Origin of the sequence: Methylovulum psychrotolerans (assembly GCF_002209385.1) — a bacterium.
In the GTDB taxonomy this organism is placed as follows: domain Bacteria; phylum Pseudomonadota; class Gammaproteobacteria; order Methylococcales; family Methylomonadaceae; genus Methylovulum; species Methylovulum psychrotolerans.
In genome coordinates, this window is sequence record NZ_CP022129.1 from 1704220 (window position 1) to 1724108 (window position 19889).

Sequence of the window (19889 nt, forward strand, 5' to 3'; positions counted from 1 at the left end):
CCGGCATGGTTATCAAAGATCTTGATGATTTATGTATGGGCTGCATGTCCATTAATAAAACGGCCTCCGTCTGTCCTGAATGCGGCTTTGACAAAAATACCCCGCCCAGTGCTTTCGTTTTGCCTTACCAGACCATTCTCAACAAAAAATTTTTGATTGGTAGGGTATTAGGCAAAGGCGGTTTTGGCATCACTTATCTGGCTTGGGATTTGGTTTTGCAAACTGCGGTGGCCATTAAGGAGTATATGCCGTCGACACTGGTAGGCCGTGAAAATAAACGGCTGGCAATTGTGGCGCATTCGCCGGAAGACCAAACCGAATTTGAGTATGGCCTTAAGCAGTTTTTGCAAGAAGCGCGTACCTTAGCGCAATTTAGCCATGCCAATGTCGTGCGTGTCAGGGAGTTTTTCCCCGCCAATAACACGGCGTATCTGGTCATGGATTATTATCGGGGCGTATCGTTGCAGCAGTTCTTGCAACAGAAAAACCAAAAACTGACTGAAGAAGAAGCCTTAAAGATTATGTTGCCGGTTTTAAACGGTTTAGGCCAGGTACATAAAAAAGGCTTTTTACACCGCGACATTAAACCCGACAATATCTATCTGGTGGATAAGGAGCATCCGGTGTTATTGGATTTTGGCGCGGCACGGAGCGCTTTTAGCCAAAAAAGCCTGTCGCTTTCGGTGATTCTGACACCGGGTTTTGCGCCATTTGAACAATACCTGTCGCGTAGCCATTTTACGCCTTCAACCGATATTTATTCGGTGGCGGCGACCATTTATTATATGGTCAGCGGTGTCAAGCCGCACGAGGCGACAGCTAGGCTGCAAAATGATCCGATGAAACATTTGGAAGTCTTAGAGCCGGGCTTAAGCCCGCAGTTTACCAAATCGATTATGTTGGCCTTGGAGGTTTATCCCGAAAAAAGGCCGCAAACTATTGAGGAATTCGAAAAACAACTGACCGAAAAAGCCGCCGCGCCGCCGCCGCCATTTGTGATGCCCCACGCCCCCGCTTATAAGCCTGCGCATAAGGCGGCACCGCCGCCGCCTTCTTCTTTAGAATCGGCAGGCTTACAATTGGATTTGGCACCGCTTGACAATACTTATCAGGGGGCGGGTAGCGGCAAGTATGAAACCTACTATTGTCCGCATTGCCAAACTAAAAACCTGATCCGTGAAGGCAAAACGTTTGCTGATGTCAAGTGCATCAAATGCCGTAGGTCGCCTAACGAAAAAACCAAGAAACGCTTGCCGTTGGTGACTTCCCTTAAAATAGGCGCGGTTATTTTGGTGTTATTGGTCGCCTATCGCTTCATTACCAGTGAGGTGTTGACCAATCCGACGGTACAAAGCCTAGTGGGGCCGTTGCTTTCCGATAGTGGCGGCAATTCGCCAGCCCCTTACTATAATCCCCCAGAAACGGTAAGGCCCTCTGCGCCGCCGACTAGAGTCGGGCAACTATTGCCCCCTGTAGAGGGTTTGCCTAGGGTGGCGCCGCAGTTTGCCATCACCGCTTGCGAAGGCAAGTCAGTACATGATAAATGTGTCGCCAATTCCCCCCGGCGGACATTGGCGGGTATCTGCGAAGAAGTTCGGGGCAGGCTGGCGTGTATCCCTAGCGGCCCCGACCATTGATGCTGCTTTTGCTTAGCCCGCTTTTGCCAACGCCGTAACCGCCGGATAGTTGACCTTCCCTGTCGCTAACACCGGTATCGCATCAATTACCCGCACTTGCTTAGGCAGGCAAATTGCCGCCACACCGCTGGACAGCCGCGCCAGTTCATTAGCCGTCGCTTGTTTCTGGGTAGTCAACAAAATAATTTGCTCGCCTTTTTTTGCGTCCGGCAAGCTGACTGCTGCGTGCATGGCATCAGGCCATGCCTTAGCGGCGATTTGTTCAACAACCGACAAAGACACCATTTCTCCGGCGATTTTGGCAAAGCGTTTGCTGCGTCCGCGAATGCTGATAAAGCCATCATCATCGACTTCGACAATATCGCCCGTGTCATGCCAGCCTAAGCCATAAATGGAGGTGGTGGGCTTTAATGTGCCGGGTGTTTCCGCCAACAAATACCCTAACATGATATTGGGGCCACGGACATGGAGCTGGCCGGCGCCGCTAATGCCTTCAATAGGTTCTAGGCGATATTCCATATCGGGCATAAACCGCCCTACCGTACCCGCCTTATAATCCATCGGGGTATTGACCGCCAATACGGGCGCTGTTTCAGTCACGCCATAGCCTTCCAAAATACGGATGCCGAATTTATCGGCCCATAGCGCACGGGTGCTTTCTTGCAATTTTTCCGCCCCGGCCACCACATAACGCAAATTGTAAAAATCATAAGCATGGGCTTTTTTGCCATAAGCCGCAAAAAAAGTATTCGTCCCGAACATAATGGTGGCGCTGATTTCATAAGCAATTTCAGGGATCACGCTAAAATGCAGCGGGGTAGGATAGAAAAATGTTGTCATACCGCTGAGCACCGGCAGTAAAGTGCCGACGGTGAAGCCAAAAGAATGGAACATCGGCAAAAAATTCAGCACCACATCTTGCGGGTTAAAACTGATACGCGCGGCGATTTGCTGGTGGTTTGCCAGGATATTGCTGTGCGATAACACCACGCCTTTAGGCGTGCCTTCCGAACCGGAGGTGAACAGCACCACTGCCGGATCATCCGGGCTAAATTGCTGGTGTTTGTACCAAAGCCCTGCCGTTTTACTTTGCAGCAAGGCTTTAAGCTTAGCCAACTTAGACATTTGTTGGGCGACATCTTCCAGATAAACCAATTTGACGTGGCTTGCCAGCTGCTCGGCCTCGGCAGAAAAATGCCCTAGCTCGATAAACCGCCGTGAAGTCAGCACCGTTTTAACATCGGCGACCGCACATGCCGATACCATGCCTGCCGAACCGGTCGAATAATTCAGCATCGCCGGAATTCGCCCATGTAACTGCAAGCCTAAGACCACACATAAGGTTTTGGTGGAGTTGGGCAGAAAAACCCCGACATGCTCGCCCGTCGCCGTTAAGCCGAGCAGGGCATTGCCTATGGCGATAGTACGCGTAATCAAGGTGTCATAAGATAGCGGTATCCGCTCCAAATCTTCGGCCATGGTATGTTTGCCGCCGTGGATAGTCCGCGCTTCTAACAAACGGGCGAACAGCGTTTGCCGATAAGGGCTAGTCTTAAACATCATGTCGGTCATGATGTCGGCAAGGATATGGCCGCTGTATTTGCGGCGGTTTTTGCCGCTGAGTTCCCGTTGGGCATGGATATGGGTGGGCGGTAAAATGTGCAGGGTGATTTTCGGAAACAGCCGTAAGCGGAAGATATTGCGCAGTTTGGAAAAATGCGTGTACTGTGCGCCTTCAATCCGTATCGGCAAAATCGCTGCGCCTGATTTGTCGGCGACCATACCGGTGCCGTCATAAATTTTCATTAACGATCCGGTGGCGGTAATCCGCCCTTCCGGAAAAATCACGGTTTTGCTGTTGGTTTGCAGGTATTGGATCAGGTTTTTTAAGGATAACGGGTGGGTAGGATCCATGGGAAAGACCTTGGACAACCCTAAAAACGGTTTTAGCCACCAGCGCTGGGAAATATGGGTATTAATGGCAAAGGTAATGTCATCGGGTAAAAATACGCCCAGTAACAACGGGTCTAAAAATGAAGTATGGTTGGCGATAATTAGCACCCGCTCACCCGCTTGGTGATAATGTTCCAAACCGGTTACTTCCACTTGGTAAATCAGGGTCAGTAGCTTATGTAAGAATTTTTTTAGCATTAATGGTCTCCTCCTCGGCACATTCTAGCAGATATTTGGGCTGGAGTTGGGGGAGTGTGTCGGGGTGGGAGGTTGGTGCGGCGTATTTGGGGAGCAGTAATGGGAGGATGGGGGCAGTTGCCAAGTTCCGTAAACAACGCTTAGGCAAAGACCGTAAAGGCTCTGCCTACGCGTTGATAACGTCAGAAAACTCAGCTAAAGCAGAGTGAATTTAGCTGCCGGCTTTAGGGAAGTTGTCGGCAATGTCTTTAGCGGCTTGGCTGCATACCGGGTGGCCCCAGCCGCTGGCGCTGGTGGAACCGGTGATGTCATAAACGATATTGTCATCACTGTGGGTTGGATTGACACCTTTATAAACATGGTCAAGGTTTAATAATTTGCGGGTCTTCCAGGCAATATTGTGATCAGCGCAAGAAGAATCGCCGCTGACGCCGATACCGCCTAAGAGGTTGCCGGTCGCATCATAGAGTGCCAAGCCACCACCAAAAACGTTAACGCCGCCTATTTTCTGCCCAATCAATGGGTCGCTGACCGTGCCATAATTTTTCGAGGGGCCTTGATAAGCGGCAACCACATTCACAGGATTGCTTTCTTGTAAGCCAAACAAGCTGCCGCCGGGTTGGGTGGCGGAGTACAGATTGGCGGTGGAAAGCGCTAAGTGCGCTAAGCTAAACGCATTGGCCGTGTTGGCTTTTTGTGCGGAAATGACACGGCTGCCCGGCCATTGCCCACCTCGGTTAGGTGCGGTCATGGTGACTGCACAGACAATGCCGTCCCTATCGACAATGGTCGCCCACATGTTCAGGGAAAAACCGCCATTGGCTTCTTTTTGTGCCGTTGATAAAGCACTGCTTAAGGTAGTGTAATCAGGTAGGCTATTACAGCCTGCTAGGACGGCATTAGATGTTAAGGCCAACGTGCCGACAAGCAGTAAAGAGCGGATAGTTTTTTTCATGATAGTCCTCGCAATAGGTTAACTTTATTTTTTTTATTAAAACTATGGCCGGAAGTTATGACCAGGCGATAGAGTGAAGCATTTTTGGATGGCTTCACCATTAAGTCTAGTGTCTGGCCGGGCATTTGTCTATCGGCCTTAGCGCAATAAAAAATAACCTGATAACGGGGGAAGAATAGTGGTGCGGCTTATTGCACGGAAAAACTTTCACCGCAGCCGCAAGTGCCGGTGACATTGGGATTGTTAAATTGAAAAGCTTCGTTAATGCCTTCGCGGCGGTAATCCAGTTCGATACCGTCTACCAAAGGCAGATCATCGGCCCCGACGATGACTTTCACGCCAAAACCTTCAAAAATAACATCATTTTCGGCCAGTTGGTCGGCATAGTCGAGCGCGTAGGCGTAACCGGAACAGCCAGATTTTCTGACCCCCAGTTTCAAGCCGATACCTTGGCCGCGTTTCGCCAATTGTTTTTGGATTTGCCGGGCGGCACTTTCGGTGAGGGAAACAGACATAACAAACTCCTATGCTTGGCGAACCAAGTCTTTTAAGACACTAATAAAATGAAAAACTTCCGCGTCGGTATTAGTTTTTCCTAAGCTGATACGCAAGGCACTTTTGGCGAACTGGGGTTCGACCGCCATTGCCAGTAACACCGGGCTGGGTTGGCCGCCACCGCTGGCACAGGCCGAGCCGCTGGAAACAGCGATGCGGTGCTTGTCCAGCTTCATCAGCAGCATTTCCCCATCGCTATCCGGCAGGCCAAATTGGACGGTATTGGGTAGCCGTTCCGCCGCTTGGGCAAATACCGTTAAGCCGGGTATCTCAGCAAGGCCGGCTTCCAGTTGTGTGCGTAACGCGAAAAGCTGGCGGCTACGTTCGGCCAATTCAGCTTTGGCTAATTCGGCGGCTTTGCCAAAGCCGACAATGGCCGCGACATTTTCGCTGCCTGAGCGCAGATTGTATTCTTGGCCACCGCCAACCAGTAAAGGCGTTATGGGGACGGCCTTATCAAAAACCAATGCCCCACAGCCTTTGGGGCCGTAAATTTTATGGCTGGAAAGGGATAGCAGGTGTACGCCCAATTGCCTAAACGATACGGGTATCTTGCCGACGGCTTGTACGGCATCGGTATGGATAATCCGCCCCTGATCACGCCATAATTGGGCATAACGAGCAATATCTTGGATAACGCCCGTCTCGTTATTTGCTAGCATTGCCGAAACCCATTGCGGTTGGCGGGCGGTGGTTAAGGGTAGGGCATGATCAAGCAACAGGCCTTGGCCGTCAACCGCCAAGCGCGTCAGTGCATGGCCTTGGTGGCTGAGCCGTAGGGCCGGTTCGGTGACAGACGGGTGTTCGGTGCTGGCAATTGCCAGTCCGGCACCGTTAGGAAGACTACCCAAAGCCAAGTTATTGGCCTCGGTGCCGCCGCTGGTGAAGATGACCGAAGCGGCCGGCGCGTCGACCAAGGCCGCGACCTGTTCACGGGCCGTATCGATGGCGCTTCTGACCAGCCGCCCTTGACGGTACAAGCTGGAGGGATTACCGTAAAACGTGGTCAAGAACGGCAACATGGCCGCCAGCACCCGTTCGTCCAGCGGGGTGGTGGCGTTATGGTCGAGATAGAGCATTTACTTAGGCGCTGGCGCTTAAGCGGTGGATCTCGATAATATGCTGCACATCTTGGTCTTGGCGTTTGGCAATTTCTTGGACTTGATGTTTATCCAGCAATTCCGCCAAGGTGATGCTTTTTAAATATTCCCTGATTTGCTCGCTCAAGCCCATCCATAAATCATGGGTCAGGCAAGCCTGATGTTGTTGGCAATTTTCTTCACCGCCGCATTTGGTGGCGTCGACTTGCTCATCCACAGCGGCAATAATATCGGCGATATTAATATCGGCGGCTTCCCCGCACAGGGTATAGCCACCACCCGGGCCGCGCACCCCTTTGACCATGCCGGCCCGGCGTAAGCGGGCAAATAATTGCTCCAGATAGGAGAGTGAAATGGTTTGGCGGGCGGCAATTTCCGTCAACGTGACAGGCTTGATTTGGCTGTGAAAAGCCAAATCAAGCATAGCCGTCACTGCATAGCGACCTTTAGTAGTTAAGCGCACAAGACTATCCTTTTATGAATCCAGTTATGATTGGAGTTACTATACTTAACCTAGTGGAATAGTCAACTATTACCCTGCCATAAGTATGTGAATAAATCGCTGTCCGCCACTATTTTCGGGATTGGCATTGCTGTCCCAAGCCAGACCGTTAACATAAAAGACTTGATATACAGTTAATTAACTTTAGATAGCAATGACTTAAGCGCGTCTATATGGTTTTCTATCTGGGCTATTTTTTGGCCGGAAACCCGGTCGTCGCTCAAATAGGCTTGTGGTTGCCGGAGAATTTTTTTGAACGTTTGTAAGGCGAATTGTGTCTTAATCGCATTAATGGCTTTTTTATCGGGGCGGCTTGAGGCATAGAATTCGCCGATACGGATAGGCTTATATTCCAAACCGAGAGACAGGCACCAGTCCGTCCATTTAAAGTTGTTGATATGACGGGAGCAAACAGGCACCCAAGGAACGCGTAAGGTATCGGCAACAATTGCCCCGTGCATGGCTTCGGTAATGAGCAAGTCTGATGCGGCGATCGCTGAAGAGATAGCCGCCACGTCCTGGCCTCTTGGCGAAATATAATGAATATCCAGCTTTTGGCAAACGGTTTGCCAAAAATCACTCGCCGCTACCGAGTCGATATGGGGCATAAAAGACACGCGATGGATCTTATGGGCGGGTTCGATATAATTGCGTAGCAAGATGGCGGGGTCGGTTACCGCATAAGAAGGGTCTATTCTCAGTGCCTTGGCCGTCAACGGGCCGCGGACAAAAGAGATGGCATACTGGCTGTCGATCAGCACTGGAGATCCGTAACCTGTACCTACGCCGAAAATGATTTTTTGCGGCGCCGGAGGGATACGGTCATCAAGAATAGTGCCGATACCATAAAAAAGTCGGGATTCTTGATTGTTAACTTGTTGAAACTCAATCCCATGCAAACAGTAGCCACGGATGAGCCCGGTAAATATTTTTGGCCATAGCCATTTATTTAATTCGTCGCCATAATTGCCATTTAGGGCTTGATAATGAACTATTTTCATCTTTCGCTGCGAGACAGGAGTCGAGTAGTCCCCAGAAGCGATAGTGCCTGAGTTTTCACGAAGCGAAGCGGAAGTGAAAATGCAGGCTATACGAAATCGCGTCGAGTCATTGGAGAGCATGTGAGCCACCCCTTGTTGGGTGGCGAGCGAGTGACCAGGACGGCTGGGGCAGCCGAAGGCATAAGCGGTCGCGTGATTTTTGCTGATTGACCGGCAAGGATGCCGAAGCAATCTTTCGCAAAAATAGCGACTCCCCTTCTGTAATGTACCTTCGGTCGTGTTGTCAATGATAACGGCTAAATGAGGTTTTTTCTTAAGTAACCATTTTGGAAAAGCGCATAAAATAGCAGCAGGCCAGCATTGCTTGTTGCCTGTGCAACAGCGGGTTGTAAAAAAAACGCAATTTCTTTAATAAAGACAAAAAGATAAATTTCGGCCTATAAATTGATTGCTAAAAGTTGTATCATTATTCGATACGGATAAGGCGCGGCCAATTCATAATTTAAGGGCAGAAAAAAACATAAAAGCCGGCCTGTTTTTGTGTCCCTATGTTAAAAGCAGCTTGTTTTTAGTTGATGTTAAACCTCATTGATTATGAAAGCCATAGTTTTAAGTGCCCTAACCATAAAAAATATAGGGCTTATTAAGCTTTAATGCTATTAAATAGAATTATGGCTTTCATATTGGTCTTGATGATGTTGCCCGTTTAGATGTTTTTTTCGTAAAAATAAGGCAGAATCGGCTATTTTGTGAAATATATCACTACTTTTTAGGTGATATTTAATATTTTTTGGCATTTTTTTTTGTTAACATGGCTACGGCTGGATTGAGCCAGAACATGAACATAAGCAGGCTAATTAGGGAGGTGAGCATGAAATGGCAAATTTATTTCATGCGCCGTGCGAAAGTCAAAATGCTTTCAAATGGCCTCTATTGAATGCTGCCTTCAGACTATTTTGACGCTATCTTTAATGGCATTTGCCCTATCTGGCACAATAATGCCCTGTAACTCCCCAATAAAAACAGACTTTGCTGATAAAGCAAAGTTGTCTCTGAATGTATGAGGACAACGTTATGCAAACTCCTACCCATACCCAATCCCAGCCGACTTATCATCCTGACACCGCCGTTATCGGACTGACTTACCAAATGGTCATACAGGGCCGCAGTTATACAGGGACAGTCGAAAATATCAGCCTAAACGGCGCATTTTTAACACACCCCGGCGTTGAGCTGACGCTTAGGGAGATTGCTGATGTCGGCGATATTGAAATTGTGTTTAACGTAGAAAGATTAGCGTTGAAATGTGAAGCGGTTTACACCTCACCTTTAAGCAATAAAACGTTTCCGGCAGGTATCGCCGTGGTTTTTTGTGATCTTGACGCGGCAACTAACCATGCGGTGGCAAAATTAACTGCTTTAGTGGGTCGCTTTAATATTAAAGAATACCTGTGTTCATTGGAGAAAATCCCCCCTGAAGATTTCTGATGAGCCATGTTGACTCTATTTTCGTCTGAAAATTAATAGTATTATTTGATTTTATTGGTATTATGTAATAGCGGCCAATAATATTGGCCGTATCCCCGCCTTTCCTTAACTGCCCAGGATACTGTCATGTACTCTATACTCGAAGATTTGAACAATGCCTGTAGTAATATTGAAGCGTCTGCCCTGATCTCAACTGATGGTATGGTGATTGCCTCGGTTTTGCCTAAGGGTATGAATGAGGATACCTTTGGTGCGGTGAGCGCCGCGCTCAATTCGGTGGGCATCCAAAGTATCCGTGACCTTGCCGATGGCGTTTTGGAGCAAATTATGGTGAAAAGCTCCAGAAATTACATCCTGATGACTCAAGCGGGTGAAGAATCGGTATTGACCGTTATCATGAAGTCACATACTGAATTGGAGCATGTTATATCAAATGTTAAAAATGCCGTTGAAAAAATGCTGCTCGTTGCCTAATCACACTTTGGAAAACGTTTTATTATGATCGGTTCGGTTTGGACGGCAACTTCGGGCCTTTCGGCTTGAGGTTGCTTTTTTTTGCCTGTTGCCCAGGAAATACTCTCTTGCCTTAAGAAAACACAACTTTTATCCCGCGCTTTTATGGGATAATCTGGGCTTTCCATTTTTTACGTTGTGACCAGCCATGAATTATCCTACCATCGAATCTTTTGTCGGCAATACGCCTTTAGTCAGGCTGCAACGGTTGCCGGGTCTCACCTCCAACACTATCCTTGTTAAACTCGAAGGCAATAACCCCGCCGGCTCCATTAAAGACCGTGCCGCTCTGAGCATGATTAAATATGCCGAGGCGAGGGGTGACATCAAACCAGGCGACCGCCTTATCGAAGCGACCAGCGGCAATACCGGTATTGCCTTGGCGATGGCGGCGGCAATCAAAGGCTATAAGATGACCTTAATTATGCCCGATAATATGAGCGAAGAGCGCAGGGCCTCAATGAAGGCTTATGGGGCGGAGATTATTCTGACGCCTGCGGCGGGCAGTATGGAAGCGGCAATTGATTTGGCCAACAGCATGGAAGCGCAAGGTCTGGGTAAAATTCTTAACCAATTCGCTAATCCCGACAATCCGCGTGCCCATTATGAAAGCACAGGCCCTGAAATTTGGCGCGATACCCAAGGGCAGATTACCCATTTTGTCAGTGCCATGGGCACGACAGGTACTATTATGGGCAATTCACGTTTTCTTAAAGAGCAAAACCCCGCTATTCAAATCATCGGTGTGCAGCCAGAGGGCGATGCGAAAATCCCCGGCATCCGCCGTTGGCCGCAAGCGTATTTGCCCAAAATTTACCAAGCCGATAGGGTTGACCGTATTATTGGTATGGGACAAGCGTTGGCCGAACAAACTACCCGCGCTTTGGCCGCTGAAGAAGGTATATTTGCGGGCATCTCTTCGGGTGGGGCGGTCGCGGCCGCGTTACAATTGTCCGCCGGGCTTGAAAATGCGGTGATTGTGGCGATTGTTTGCGACCGTGGTGACCGCTACCTATCGACAGGCGTGTTTCCTGGTTGACGGTTGCCCATCTTTTGCATGGTATTGCCTCCCGCTATGGCTACTTGTAGGCACAGCGGGTATCCTCAGAAGCCCTTCTTCCTAAAACTTCCCTAAAGACTTCTAAAATCGCTTTTCCCACTAACCTATCCGTAAAACTTAAGCATGGCCCGTACCCGAAACAAAACCCGTAAATTACCCGATCAGCCCGTTACCGTCACTATCGAATCGTTAGCCCATGATGGCCGTGGGGTCGCCCATGTCGATGGCAAAGTGATTTTTATTGATGAGGCTTTGCCTGGCGAAGCCGTAGAGTTTATCTATACCGACAGCCGTAAAGACTATGCCGAAGGCAAGGTGGTTACGTTATTAAGCCGTGCCGCTGACCGTGTCGAGCCTCTTTGTGCGCATTATGGCACTTGCGGCGGCTGTAGTTTCCAGCATGTCGAATCGGCGGCGCAAATCCGTATTAAGCAGGATTTGCTGCTGGAGCAATTCAAACGGATCGGTAAAGTGACCATCCCCGAATTATGGGAGCCTTTGCAAGGCCCGCATTGGGGTTATCGGCGTAAGGCACGGATGGGGGTTAAATATGTTGCCAAGAAAGGTCGGGTATTGGTCGGCTTTCGGGAAAGGCGGCATCAGTATTTGGCGGAACTTGACAGTTGTGTAGTTATGCACCCCTTAGTAGGGACGCGCTTGCTGGCTTTAGGCGAGATGATAGCGGGGCTGTCGATACGCGAGCACATTCCGCAAATAGAAGTCGCTATCGGTGATGACAGTTGTGTTTTGGCGGTACGCGTACTTACCCCGCCCAGTGCGGAAGATATTGAAAAAATGCGCCGCTTTGCCCATGCCGAAGGCATTAGCCTGTGTTTGCAAAGTAAAGGCCCCGATACCATAACGCCTCTGCCGGGAGAGCCGGAAATCCCTTTAAGCTATCGGCTTCCTGATCAAGGGTTGGAGTTTCTCTTTCGCCCGGCCATGTTTACCCAAGTGAACTATGACATTAACCGGCAAATGATTAACTGTGTTTTGGCGGCATTGGATTTAAATGCCAACGATCAGGTGTTGGATTTATTCTGTGGGTTGGGTAACTTTACGCTGCCAATGGCGACCTTGGCAGGGCATGTGGTCGGCATTGAAGGCGACCAGCCCTTAGTTAATCATGCCAAAGCCAATGCTGCCCATAATGGCATTGCTAATGTGGAGTTTTATGCTGCCGACTTAAGCAAAGACGTTAGCGACCAGCCGTGGGCAATGCGCAAATACAATAAGATCCTGCTGGACCCTTCGCGGGCGGGTGCGTCTGAGGTGTTGCCTAATATTGCCAGATGGCAACCGGAGCAAATTGTTTACGTCTCTTGCAACCCATCAACGCTGGCCCGCGATGCCGGTATTTTAGTTAATGAGCTGGGTTATCGGTTAATTAGGGCCGGGGTTATGGATATGTTCCCGCAGACGGGACATGTCGAGTCTATGGCATTGTTTAAAAAGGCCTAGTTGTTTTTAGAAAACCGAAAACGCTCTGCGTATCCTGACGGAGACGCAGATTTTAGCCAATAAAGGCTTTTTTTGACCATTCTTAGTGCGCTTAGTGCGCCAATATAAAGCGTATGCGTGTTTAATGCCTATTTGTCTAAAAATGGCGACGAAATGAATTTGGCATTTATCCGGCTCAGCCTTGCAAGCTTCCGATGTGTTTTATGCCCGTTCCTTGCGGTAACTTACCATAGGAACATTGGCCATAGTTGCTTAAGTGTTGGTCGGGTGTTTGTTAATATGCAGTTGCATGAAATAGCGCGGAATAATCTTTTTAGAGTTTCGCCTAATTAGTCGCCAAAATAATAACGTTAGGTTGCTTGGCGGCTTTTTTGCCGATTTTCTATGCTTGTAAAGGAATTGTCATACTTAACAAGTAGTCTATAACGCTAAAAGATGAGGGAAACGCTAAGGTAAATCGTTTGGTTTGAGGTTTTTATGGCCTAAATTTGGTTAGGCTGTTGGTTTTGCCATTCCATAACATGATGGAATGTATATTGCTTTGTCATTTACGCGCATCCTAATTTTCACAATTACCTCCCATTCAAGTCACCGGGCTTTTTTGATGCTAACCTCGCTTGCGACATCTCCCCCTCGTCAAGGATACTGCTAGTTTTAGTGCCATTGGGATGCCCTTAACATGCTTCGTTTTCTATTTTTTGTAATTCACGATATTTTATGGCTGCAAATTTTCAAAATTATCTTCTCCAAACGGGTACCGCTTTACATGAAACTGATGATACGTTTGCCTTTGCCTTAGCCGATTGGAATGGCGATGGTCGGCCTGATTTGTTTAATATCAAAAAAAGTAATACGGGTACGGGCATGACCGAAGTCAGTATTTTATCGGGCGCTTCCGGTTTTCAGGAGTATCTGCTGCAAACCGCGACAGATTTACATCAAACCGACCATACCTTTGCCTTTGCCGTTGCCGATTGGAATAACGATGGCTGGCCAGATCTGTTTATCATTAAAAAAAGCAACACGGGTACGGGCAGTACCGAAGTGAGCATTTTATCTGGTGCCAGCAATTTTCAGCGGTATTTATTGCAAACTGGTACACCTTTGCACCAAACCGATGACACGTTTACTTTCGCTGTGGCGGACTATACGGGTGACGGCAAACCAGATTTGTTTATTATCAAAAAAAGCGGGACGGGTACGGGCCGCACCGAAGTGAGCATTTTGTCCGGCGCATCCAACTATCAGGAGTATTTGCTGCAAACCGGTACTCCCCTGCATCAGACCGATGCTAATTTTGATTTTGCGGTGGCCGACTGGAACGGCGACGGCTGGCCAGACTTGATTATCATCAAAAAAAGCCATACGGGTACGGGCAGCACCGAAGTGAGTGTTTTGTCCGGTGCCAGCAATTTCCAACAGTATTTACTGCAAACCGGTACGCCCCAGCATGAGACCGACCATAAGTTTGCTTTTGCCGTGGCGGCTTGGGATAGGCAAGGCAACACCGATTTGGCGGTGATCAAGAAAAACCAAACCGGTACCGGCAGGACAGAGATTAGCATAATGCGCTAAGCGTACAGAAAGCGGAAAGGGCAGGTGGTGTCGGCGCATGGCCTGATGAAAAGGTTTCGGTCGCGCCACGGATGGGTGATAATAGCCACCTTCCACCACTTCCCAGACCGAGCGTTATGGCTTATCTTTCGTCATCCCCGCCCGATAGCTTTATTGATATCGCTATTACCAGCCAGCAACTACGGCTGATCGAAAACCAGCAAATCATCCGAACGTATCCGGTCTCCACCGCCCAAAAAGGCCTGGGGGAACTCAAGGGCAGTTATTGTACGCCTAGAGGGTGGCATAAGATCCGCGCCAAAATTGGTGCCGGGCAACCGCTGAACGCCGTTTTTATCGGCAGACGCGCCACTGGCGAAATCTATAACGATATACTTAAACAACAGCACCCGGAACGCGACTGGATACTCACCCGCATTTTGTGGTTAGGCGGTTTGGAACCTGGACGTAACCGCTATGGCAATGTCGATACCGCTTGGCGGTACATTTACCTACACGGTACCCCTGATGAACGGATGAACGGCTTACCGGAATCTCACGGCTGTATCCGTATGTACAATGCCGATATCGTCGATTTATTCGATTGTGTCGAAGCTGGCATTTACGTTTATATTCATGAATAAGCCGCTAGGGTTTAGGCGGGTAAGGCCATCCGCACCGTGTGGGTAGCGTGGTTTTTAATGCCTGGACGATAAGTTGCTGGGCAACCAGTTTGATGAGGGTTGATGGCCTGTGCCGATGGCTGTTTTTATATGGTTTTTTACCTTGCTGATTGCCTTGGAAACGGCTTCGCCCTCTGACATTGACCACACTTTTGAAGGCATGCAAGGGCCTGCTTCGGTAGGTATATGGGCATGATGGCTGACCTCAAAACCGTAGGGGGTGTTGATGCGGACAGAACTTTTATAGAGTTTGATTTTAACGATGGGCTGTAAATGATTTTTACCCACATCCAGAACCACCACCATTTCTTTTAGAAAGCGGCAAGAATCTGTTACAGTTTCATTTTTGTCGGTTATCGTCAGCACTTTATAACCTGCCATAATGGCCTCCCGAATACTGATGGTATTCTCTTAATGCCAGCATTTAGCTAGCTACAAATGTCTCCCCATTAGGTTAACAATAAAATAGCCGAAAAAATATTAAGTAGTACCTATAAAAAAAGTAATTTTTCACAAAATTGTATTAAAAAAATCGAAAAATAACGTCATATAGCTGTTTTTAAAAGAAAAATTTAATTTTTTGGCATAAAAAAAAGAACCCTAAAAATAAGCTTTTCGGGTTCTTTTTTATGAATTTATGCTTGTTTTTTCAAATAACGCCTTACTTAGCGGTTTAATCAGGCAAATTTGTCGGGTAGCCAGCCGCGTTCCACGCTATCCCGAAAACACCACGCCGGCGTCGTTTCAGTTTTGTAGCTCCAGAAAAACCAGCCCAGATATTTTTCAAAGGTGATCAGTTGGGCGCTGGCGTGGGCGCGGTAGGCGACATCGCTTTGGAAGCTGTCAAGACCTTCTAATGCATGGTTAAAAGGCCCGGTTGCCCATAATGACACCACCCGCAAATCGATGCCTAAGCTCCATTCGCCGACCACCGTCGATATGCCACGGTCACGGTTAATCGCGTCGGCTTCATTGTTCCATTCGACCACGGACTTTTCGATATGGCCTTGCACGTCCAGGTCAATGTCTTCACGGACAAAGCATTGGTAACGGTGGATGTCGAAAATCACGTTGGAAAACGTCGGCTCGGCCATAAAGCCGCTGTACTCGGTATAAGACCGGAAACCGTCATGGAACATCACCGCCACCTGTTCGGGCGGGCAATGGCTGCGGATGCGCCGGTAGGCTTCGGTGTTGTAGTGTTGCAAAAATGCGGTAGGAATGTCCCAACGCGGCTCATTTAACACTTCAATGGCATGGAGGGCAGGGCTGTGATGGTAACGTGCCGCCAGCCGTTCCAAAACGCTTAAAGAATGGTCTATATAAGCGGTTTGGGTATGCCATTCGCACACATCTTTGATGCCGCCATTGTCAAAGCCATTTTGGCAACCTGGGGCGGCATGTAGATCCAAGACAATATGCAGGCCAAGTTCTTCGGCCCAAACAAATGCCTGATCCAGTATGGCAATGCCGCCTTGTACAAAGGGGTATGGCTTATCGCCGTAAGCGGGATGGTACGGGTAGTCGGGGCCAAAAATCCAATGCCCCACCGGAATACGCACGGCGTTAAGACCCCGCGCGGCTATCCAGGCAAAATCGTCACGGGTGATGAAGGTGTTCCAGTGCCGGGTCAGTGCGGCTTCGGCCTTATCGCCTAATTCAACACAATACGAGGTTTCGTCGGTAGCGGCTAGTCCCTCAAAGAGGCTGGGTACCATCCATTTTTCAATGACCAGCCAACTGCCAAGATTAACCCCGCGCAATTTTTTGCCCAATGGGTTGGTGAAAGTGGTGTGCATGTTAACTCTCCTCATCATTTAGGGCGGCTATGCCCAAGGCTTCGCCGCATTATTCACCGCCGTTGCCGGCTTTAAGAAGGCTATAAAGTGATCCGCCGCTGATGGAACGCGTGGGCGGTCGGCTGGTTGCTGATGGTCAGCAGGGTCGCGTCCGGCAGTTGCTGGCTGATGAGGCGGTACATATCGGTTTCGCCATCAGGCGGCAAAGAATCAAAAGCTTCTTGTAACAAAATCCATTTGGGTTTTTTTAGCAACAGCCGCACCACGCCTAGGCGTTGCTGCTGTTCGCGTGCCAAAGCGTTATACCAAATGTCGGTTTTTTCGAGTTGTTCGGTCAGGTTTTTAAGGCCGACCCACTCCATGAGCTGTTCCAATTCACCCGTTTTCAGGGTGTCCGCTTCATCGGGGTAGCAAATGGCATCACGCAAGCTGCCCGTGGGCAAATACGGGCGGGGCGGCATAAAAAACATCGGTTCGTCATCGGGCAGTTCAATACGGCCTTCACCCCACGGCCATAAACCGGCGACCGCTTTAAACAGTTTCGCGCCGGTCGCGGTATCGCCGGTAATCAGCAGGTGTTCGCCAGGGCGAATGAATTCATCAAAGACCGACATGCAAACCATGCGGTCGAGTTTGCCTATGCACAGCTTGTGGAAGCGCAGGATGGGTTGCTCGGATTTTTCCAGGACAATGCGGTAAGGGTCGGGGCGGGCGAGCTCTTGCTCCAAGTCCTCCAAGGCTTGCATCAGGCTGAGTACCCGCTCGACCGAAGCCCGCCATTGTGCGACCGCCGACATATTGTCAACAGGCCAGGACAGGGCTGAGGTGGTTTGTTGGAAGGCTTGCACCGCTTGCATCAGGCTACCCAAGCTAATGTTGCCCAAGATGTAACGTGGCGCGGAGACCAGTACCGGGAAGGCCATCGACAGTACCGAGTAGCCGGACGAGAACAGGATGATGTTCGCCATGGCTTGGGTTTGCCGATGATAGGCACGGATAATGTCGTCGAACAAATGCCGTAGCCGTTTGCGCTCTTGGGCTTCGCCTTTAATCAAGGCAATCGCTTGGGAGTTTTCGCGGACGGTGACCAAATCGAAACGGAAGTCGGCTTCGACCGTCTGCCGCGCATCGGTTGCTTTCGTTAACGGGCGGCCAATCCGCCAACCCAAGAAAGACGCACTGACGGCATAAATGATCGCCACCCATACCAGATAGCCGTGGATGGTGAAGGTGAACAGGCCAAAATCCAAGGTAACAGTGCCGGAAATGCCCCAAAGTATGACCGAAAAACTGGCCAAGGACAGCAGGCTGTAAAACAGCGTATGGCATAGGGTAATGGCATCTTCGGTGGCGATGCGGATATCCTCGGCAATGCGCCCGTCCGGGTTGTCGTGTCGGGCGGTTTTGATGTGGGTAACCTGATAATGCCGCCCTTGGTGCATCCAGCGTTCGGTGACTTGTCCGGTCAGCCATTCCCGCCAGCCGATTTGCAACTGCCGTTTGATTTTCAGGTGCTTGACGGTAACGGTCATATTGGCGATAAAAATCAGCACCAATAAAGCCATTTCTTGCAGTAGGCCCGACATGGAATGCTGCTCTAGGGCATTAAACAGAGCCGCGCTCCATTCGGTAATCAGGACAGCGATGACCATTTGCAAAATGGTCAGGCCAATCAGAAACAGGGTTTGCCGACGGACTTCGGTGCGGTTTTCCCCAGACCAGAACGGCCCTGCCAGGTGTAAAAATTGCGTGAAAAATCCATTTTTAAACTGCATAAGCCTTACTCCAAGTAAAGGTAGCATCTGCACAGGCTTGCTTGTCGGTTATTATTGATCCTGTGCGGTGCTGAATGAAGGTAAAAACGTAGCGTGTGCTGGTTGGCGTTTATTTATTGTTGTCAAGGCCGCATCTGCACTGCGTTTAGCTATTTTTATCAAGGTGTCGTCTTTTAAATTAGTAGGCTATGGGTTTGCATTTTTTTTGCAGGATGGCGGCAAACCCATGCCGTTAGCACGTTAAGCCATTAACACAAAATCTTCTTTGCCGACCCGGCAGTCTGGGCAACGCCAGTCTTCTGGCACATCTTCCCAGCGTGTGCCGGGGGCAATATCAGAATCTGGATCGCCTTCGGCTTCGTCATAAATATGGCCGCAGACTTCACATTCGTATTTTTTATAATCAGACATGTTGTTTCCTCATTATGGTTTAAAGAACAGGCCACCGCAACGGTGGTGGGCTTATTTGAATGTAACATTTCCTGTGTGATTTTCAATGTTAATCTGTGCCGCACTTTTTGAAAGGCAAGTAAGTGCTTGCCTCGGCTTTATAAACCTGTACTGCCGCCTGCTCGCGCCGGACAAAATCGTCGACGGCTTCGGCAAAGGCTGCGTCTTGTAGCCAATGGGCGGAGGTGGTGGTGACGGGGGTAAAGCCACGGGCGATTTTGTGTTCGCCTTGCGCCCCTGAATCGAAGCGGGCGAGTTGGTGTGCTATGCAGTAGTCTATGCCTTGGTAGTAACAGGCTTCAAAATGCAGGGAATTGTATTCTTCGTAACAGCCCCAATAGCGGCCATACAGGGTGTCGGCACCGATAAAGCTTAAGGCCGTGCCGACGGGGTTACCGTCTTTAAGCGCGATTACCATTAGGAGCTGTTCGGGCATGGTCTGGGCGATTTGTTGGAAGAACGCCAAGTTCAGGTAGGGTTGCGAGGCTTTTTTCAGGTAGGTGAGGGCGTAGAATTGAAAAAACACCCGCCATTGCGCGTCGCTAATGTCGGCCCCAGCTAGTTGTTGCAGCACCACGCCTTGTTCGCCGACCCGGCGGCGTTCGCGTTTGAGCATTTTGCGTTTACTGGCATTAAGGGTTTGTAAAAATGCCTCAAAGTCAGCGTAACCAGGGTTAAACCATTGGAATTGTACGCCGGTACGGATACTGACGGGCAGGCGTTGCAGTTGCGCCAGTTGTCCCGCTTCGGGAAACAGGCAGTGCCACGAAGAAATGCCCTGTTGTTGGGCTTGTTGTTGGCACGCGGCCAAGAGCAGTTGCAGGGCGCGGTCTGGGTCAATATCCGGCCTGACCGCAAAGCGCGGCCCTGGGCAGGGCGTGAAGGGGATCGCGGCCAGTAATTTCGGATAATAGTTCAGGCCGTGTTGGCGGTAGGCATTCGCCCATTGTTGGTCGAAAACAAATTCACCCCGCGAATGGTTTTTCAGGTACAAGGGCATAATGGCGCACAGCCCGTCCGCGTCGCTGAGCAATAAGTGTTGGGGCTGCCAGCCGGTGCTGTCGGACACGGCTCCCGACTGTTCTAGGGCGAGCAGAAACTCATGGCGCAGGAACGGATAGGCCGTGCCCGCCAGGCAGTTCCAGGCGGCGGCTTCGACGTGGGCTAGGCTATCTAGCTGCTGTATCCGCATGGCTTGGCCAACA

Annotated in this window: 18 protein-coding genes; 7 read left to right on the forward strand and 11 right to left on the reverse strand. The window is 49.6% G+C overall.

Annotated features, from left to right (window positions below; all coding sequences use genetic code 11):
• Positions 1-5: 5 nt before the first annotated feature.
• The gene (locus CEK71_RS07755; RefSeq protein WP_088618857.1) at positions 6-1637 is read left to right on the forward strand and encodes a serine/threonine protein kinase; all 1632 of its coding nucleotides are present in this window, start codon (positions 6-8) and stop codon (positions 1635-1637) included.
• 12 nt (positions 1638-1649) lie between these two features.
• On the opposite strand, the gene CEK71_RS07760 is transcribed toward CEK71_RS07755, so the two are convergent.
• The 6 genes from CEK71_RS07760 to CEK71_RS07785 all read right to left on the reverse strand — a co-directional run bounded on the left by CEK71_RS07760 (position 1650) and on the right by CEK71_RS07785 (position 7901).
• A complete protein-coding gene (locus tag CEK71_RS07760; protein WP_088618858.1) occupies positions 1650-3788 on the reverse strand; it encodes an AMP-binding protein in 2139 nt (712 codons plus the stop codon).
• Positions 3789-3999: 211 nt separating this feature from the next.
• Complete coding sequence (locus tag CEK71_RS07765) at positions 4000-4743, reverse strand: GlcG/HbpS family heme-binding protein (protein WP_088618859.1); 744 nt, start codon at positions 4741-4743, stop codon at positions 4000-4002.
• A gap of 188 nt (positions 4744-4931) precedes the next feature.
• Positions 4932-5258, reverse strand: a complete 327-nt coding sequence (locus CEK71_RS07770; RefSeq protein WP_088618860.1) for a HesB/IscA family protein — start codon at positions 5256-5258, stop codon at positions 4932-4934.
• Between the two features lie 9 nt (positions 5259-5267).
• On the reverse strand, positions 5268-6377 hold the full coding sequence (locus CEK71_RS07775) for a cysteine desulfurase family protein (protein ID WP_088618861.1): 1110 nt from the start codon (positions 6375-6377) through the stop codon (positions 5268-5270).
• 4 nt (positions 6378-6381) lie between these two features.
• Positions 6382-6861: a Fe-S cluster assembly transcriptional regulator IscR gene (iscR, locus tag CEK71_RS07780; RefSeq protein ID WP_088618862.1), complete on the reverse strand. Its 480-nt coding sequence runs from the start codon at positions 6859-6861 to the stop codon at positions 6382-6384.
• Positions 6862-7034: 173 nt separating this feature from the next.
• Positions 7035-7901, reverse strand: coding sequence for a polysaccharide pyruvyl transferase family protein (locus tag CEK71_RS07785; RefSeq protein ID WP_088618863.1), 867 nt, complete (start codon positions 7899-7901; stop codon positions 7035-7037).
• 1074 nt (positions 7902-8975) lie between these two features.
• On the opposite strand from CEK71_RS07785, the gene CEK71_RS07790 reads away from it, so the two are divergent.
• The 6 genes from CEK71_RS07790 to CEK71_RS07815 all read left to right on the forward strand — a co-directional run bounded on the left by CEK71_RS07790 (position 8976) and on the right by CEK71_RS07815 (position 14621).
• Complete coding sequence (locus CEK71_RS07790; protein ID WP_088618864.1) at positions 8976-9389, forward strand: PilZ domain-containing protein; 414 nt, start codon at positions 8976-8978, stop codon at positions 9387-9389.
• A gap of 126 nt (positions 9390-9515) precedes the next feature.
• Positions 9516-9863 carry a roadblock/LC7 domain-containing protein gene (locus CEK71_RS07795; protein ID WP_088618865.1) on the forward strand — a complete coding sequence of 116 codons (348 nt, stop codon included), beginning with the start codon at positions 9516-9518 and terminating at the stop codon, positions 9861-9863.
• A gap of 187 nt (positions 9864-10050) precedes the next feature.
• Entirely contained in the window at positions 10051-10941 is an 891-nt protein-coding gene (cysM, locus tag CEK71_RS07800; RefSeq protein ID WP_088618866.1) for a cysteine synthase CysM, read from the forward strand.
• Between the two features lie 144 nt (positions 10942-11085).
• On the forward strand, positions 11086-12423 hold the full coding sequence (rlmD, locus tag CEK71_RS07805) for a 23S rRNA (uracil(1939)-C(5))-methyltransferase RlmD (protein WP_088618867.1): 1338 nt from the start codon (positions 11086-11088) through the stop codon (positions 12421-12423).
• Positions 12424-13140: 717 nt separating this feature from the next.
• Positions 13141-13998 carry an FG-GAP repeat domain-containing protein gene (locus CEK71_RS07810; protein WP_088618868.1) on the forward strand — a complete coding sequence of 286 codons (858 nt, stop codon included), beginning with the start codon at positions 13141-13143 and terminating at the stop codon, positions 13996-13998.
• A 116-nt stretch (positions 13999-14114) separates the two neighbouring features.
• Positions 14115-14621, forward strand: coding sequence for a L,D-transpeptidase (locus CEK71_RS07815; RefSeq protein ID WP_088618869.1), 507 nt, complete (start codon positions 14115-14117; stop codon positions 14619-14621).
• Between the two features lie 54 nt (positions 14622-14675).
• Here CEK71_RS07815 and CEK71_RS07820 read toward each other — a convergent pair whose 3' ends face one another.
• From CEK71_RS07820 to CEK71_RS07840, 5 genes are all read right to left on the reverse strand, one after another.
• Positions 14676-15041, reverse strand: coding sequence for a hypothetical protein (locus CEK71_RS07820; RefSeq protein ID WP_088618870.1), 366 nt, complete (start codon positions 15039-15041; stop codon positions 14676-14678).
• A 296-nt stretch (positions 15042-15337) separates the two neighbouring features.
• Positions 15338-16459 carry a glycoside hydrolase family 5 protein gene (locus tag CEK71_RS07825; protein WP_088618871.1) on the reverse strand — a complete coding sequence of 374 codons (1122 nt, stop codon included), beginning with the start codon at positions 16457-16459 and terminating at the stop codon, positions 15338-15340.
• An 80-nt stretch (positions 16460-16539) separates the two neighbouring features.
• Positions 16540-18234, reverse strand: coding sequence for an ABC transporter ATP-binding protein/permease (locus CEK71_RS07830; protein ID WP_088618872.1), 1695 nt, complete (start codon positions 18232-18234; stop codon positions 16540-16542).
• A gap of 240 nt (positions 18235-18474) precedes the next feature.
• Positions 18475-18645 carry a rubredoxin gene (locus CEK71_RS07835; RefSeq protein ID WP_088618873.1) on the reverse strand — a complete coding sequence of 57 codons (171 nt, stop codon included), beginning with the start codon at positions 18643-18645 and terminating at the stop codon, positions 18475-18477.
• An 88-nt stretch (positions 18646-18733) separates the two neighbouring features.
• Entirely contained in the window at positions 18734-19876 is a 1143-nt protein-coding gene (locus tag CEK71_RS07840; protein ID WP_088618874.1) for a GNAT family N-acetyltransferase, read from the reverse strand.
• Between the last annotated feature and the right edge of the window lie 13 nt (positions 19877-19889).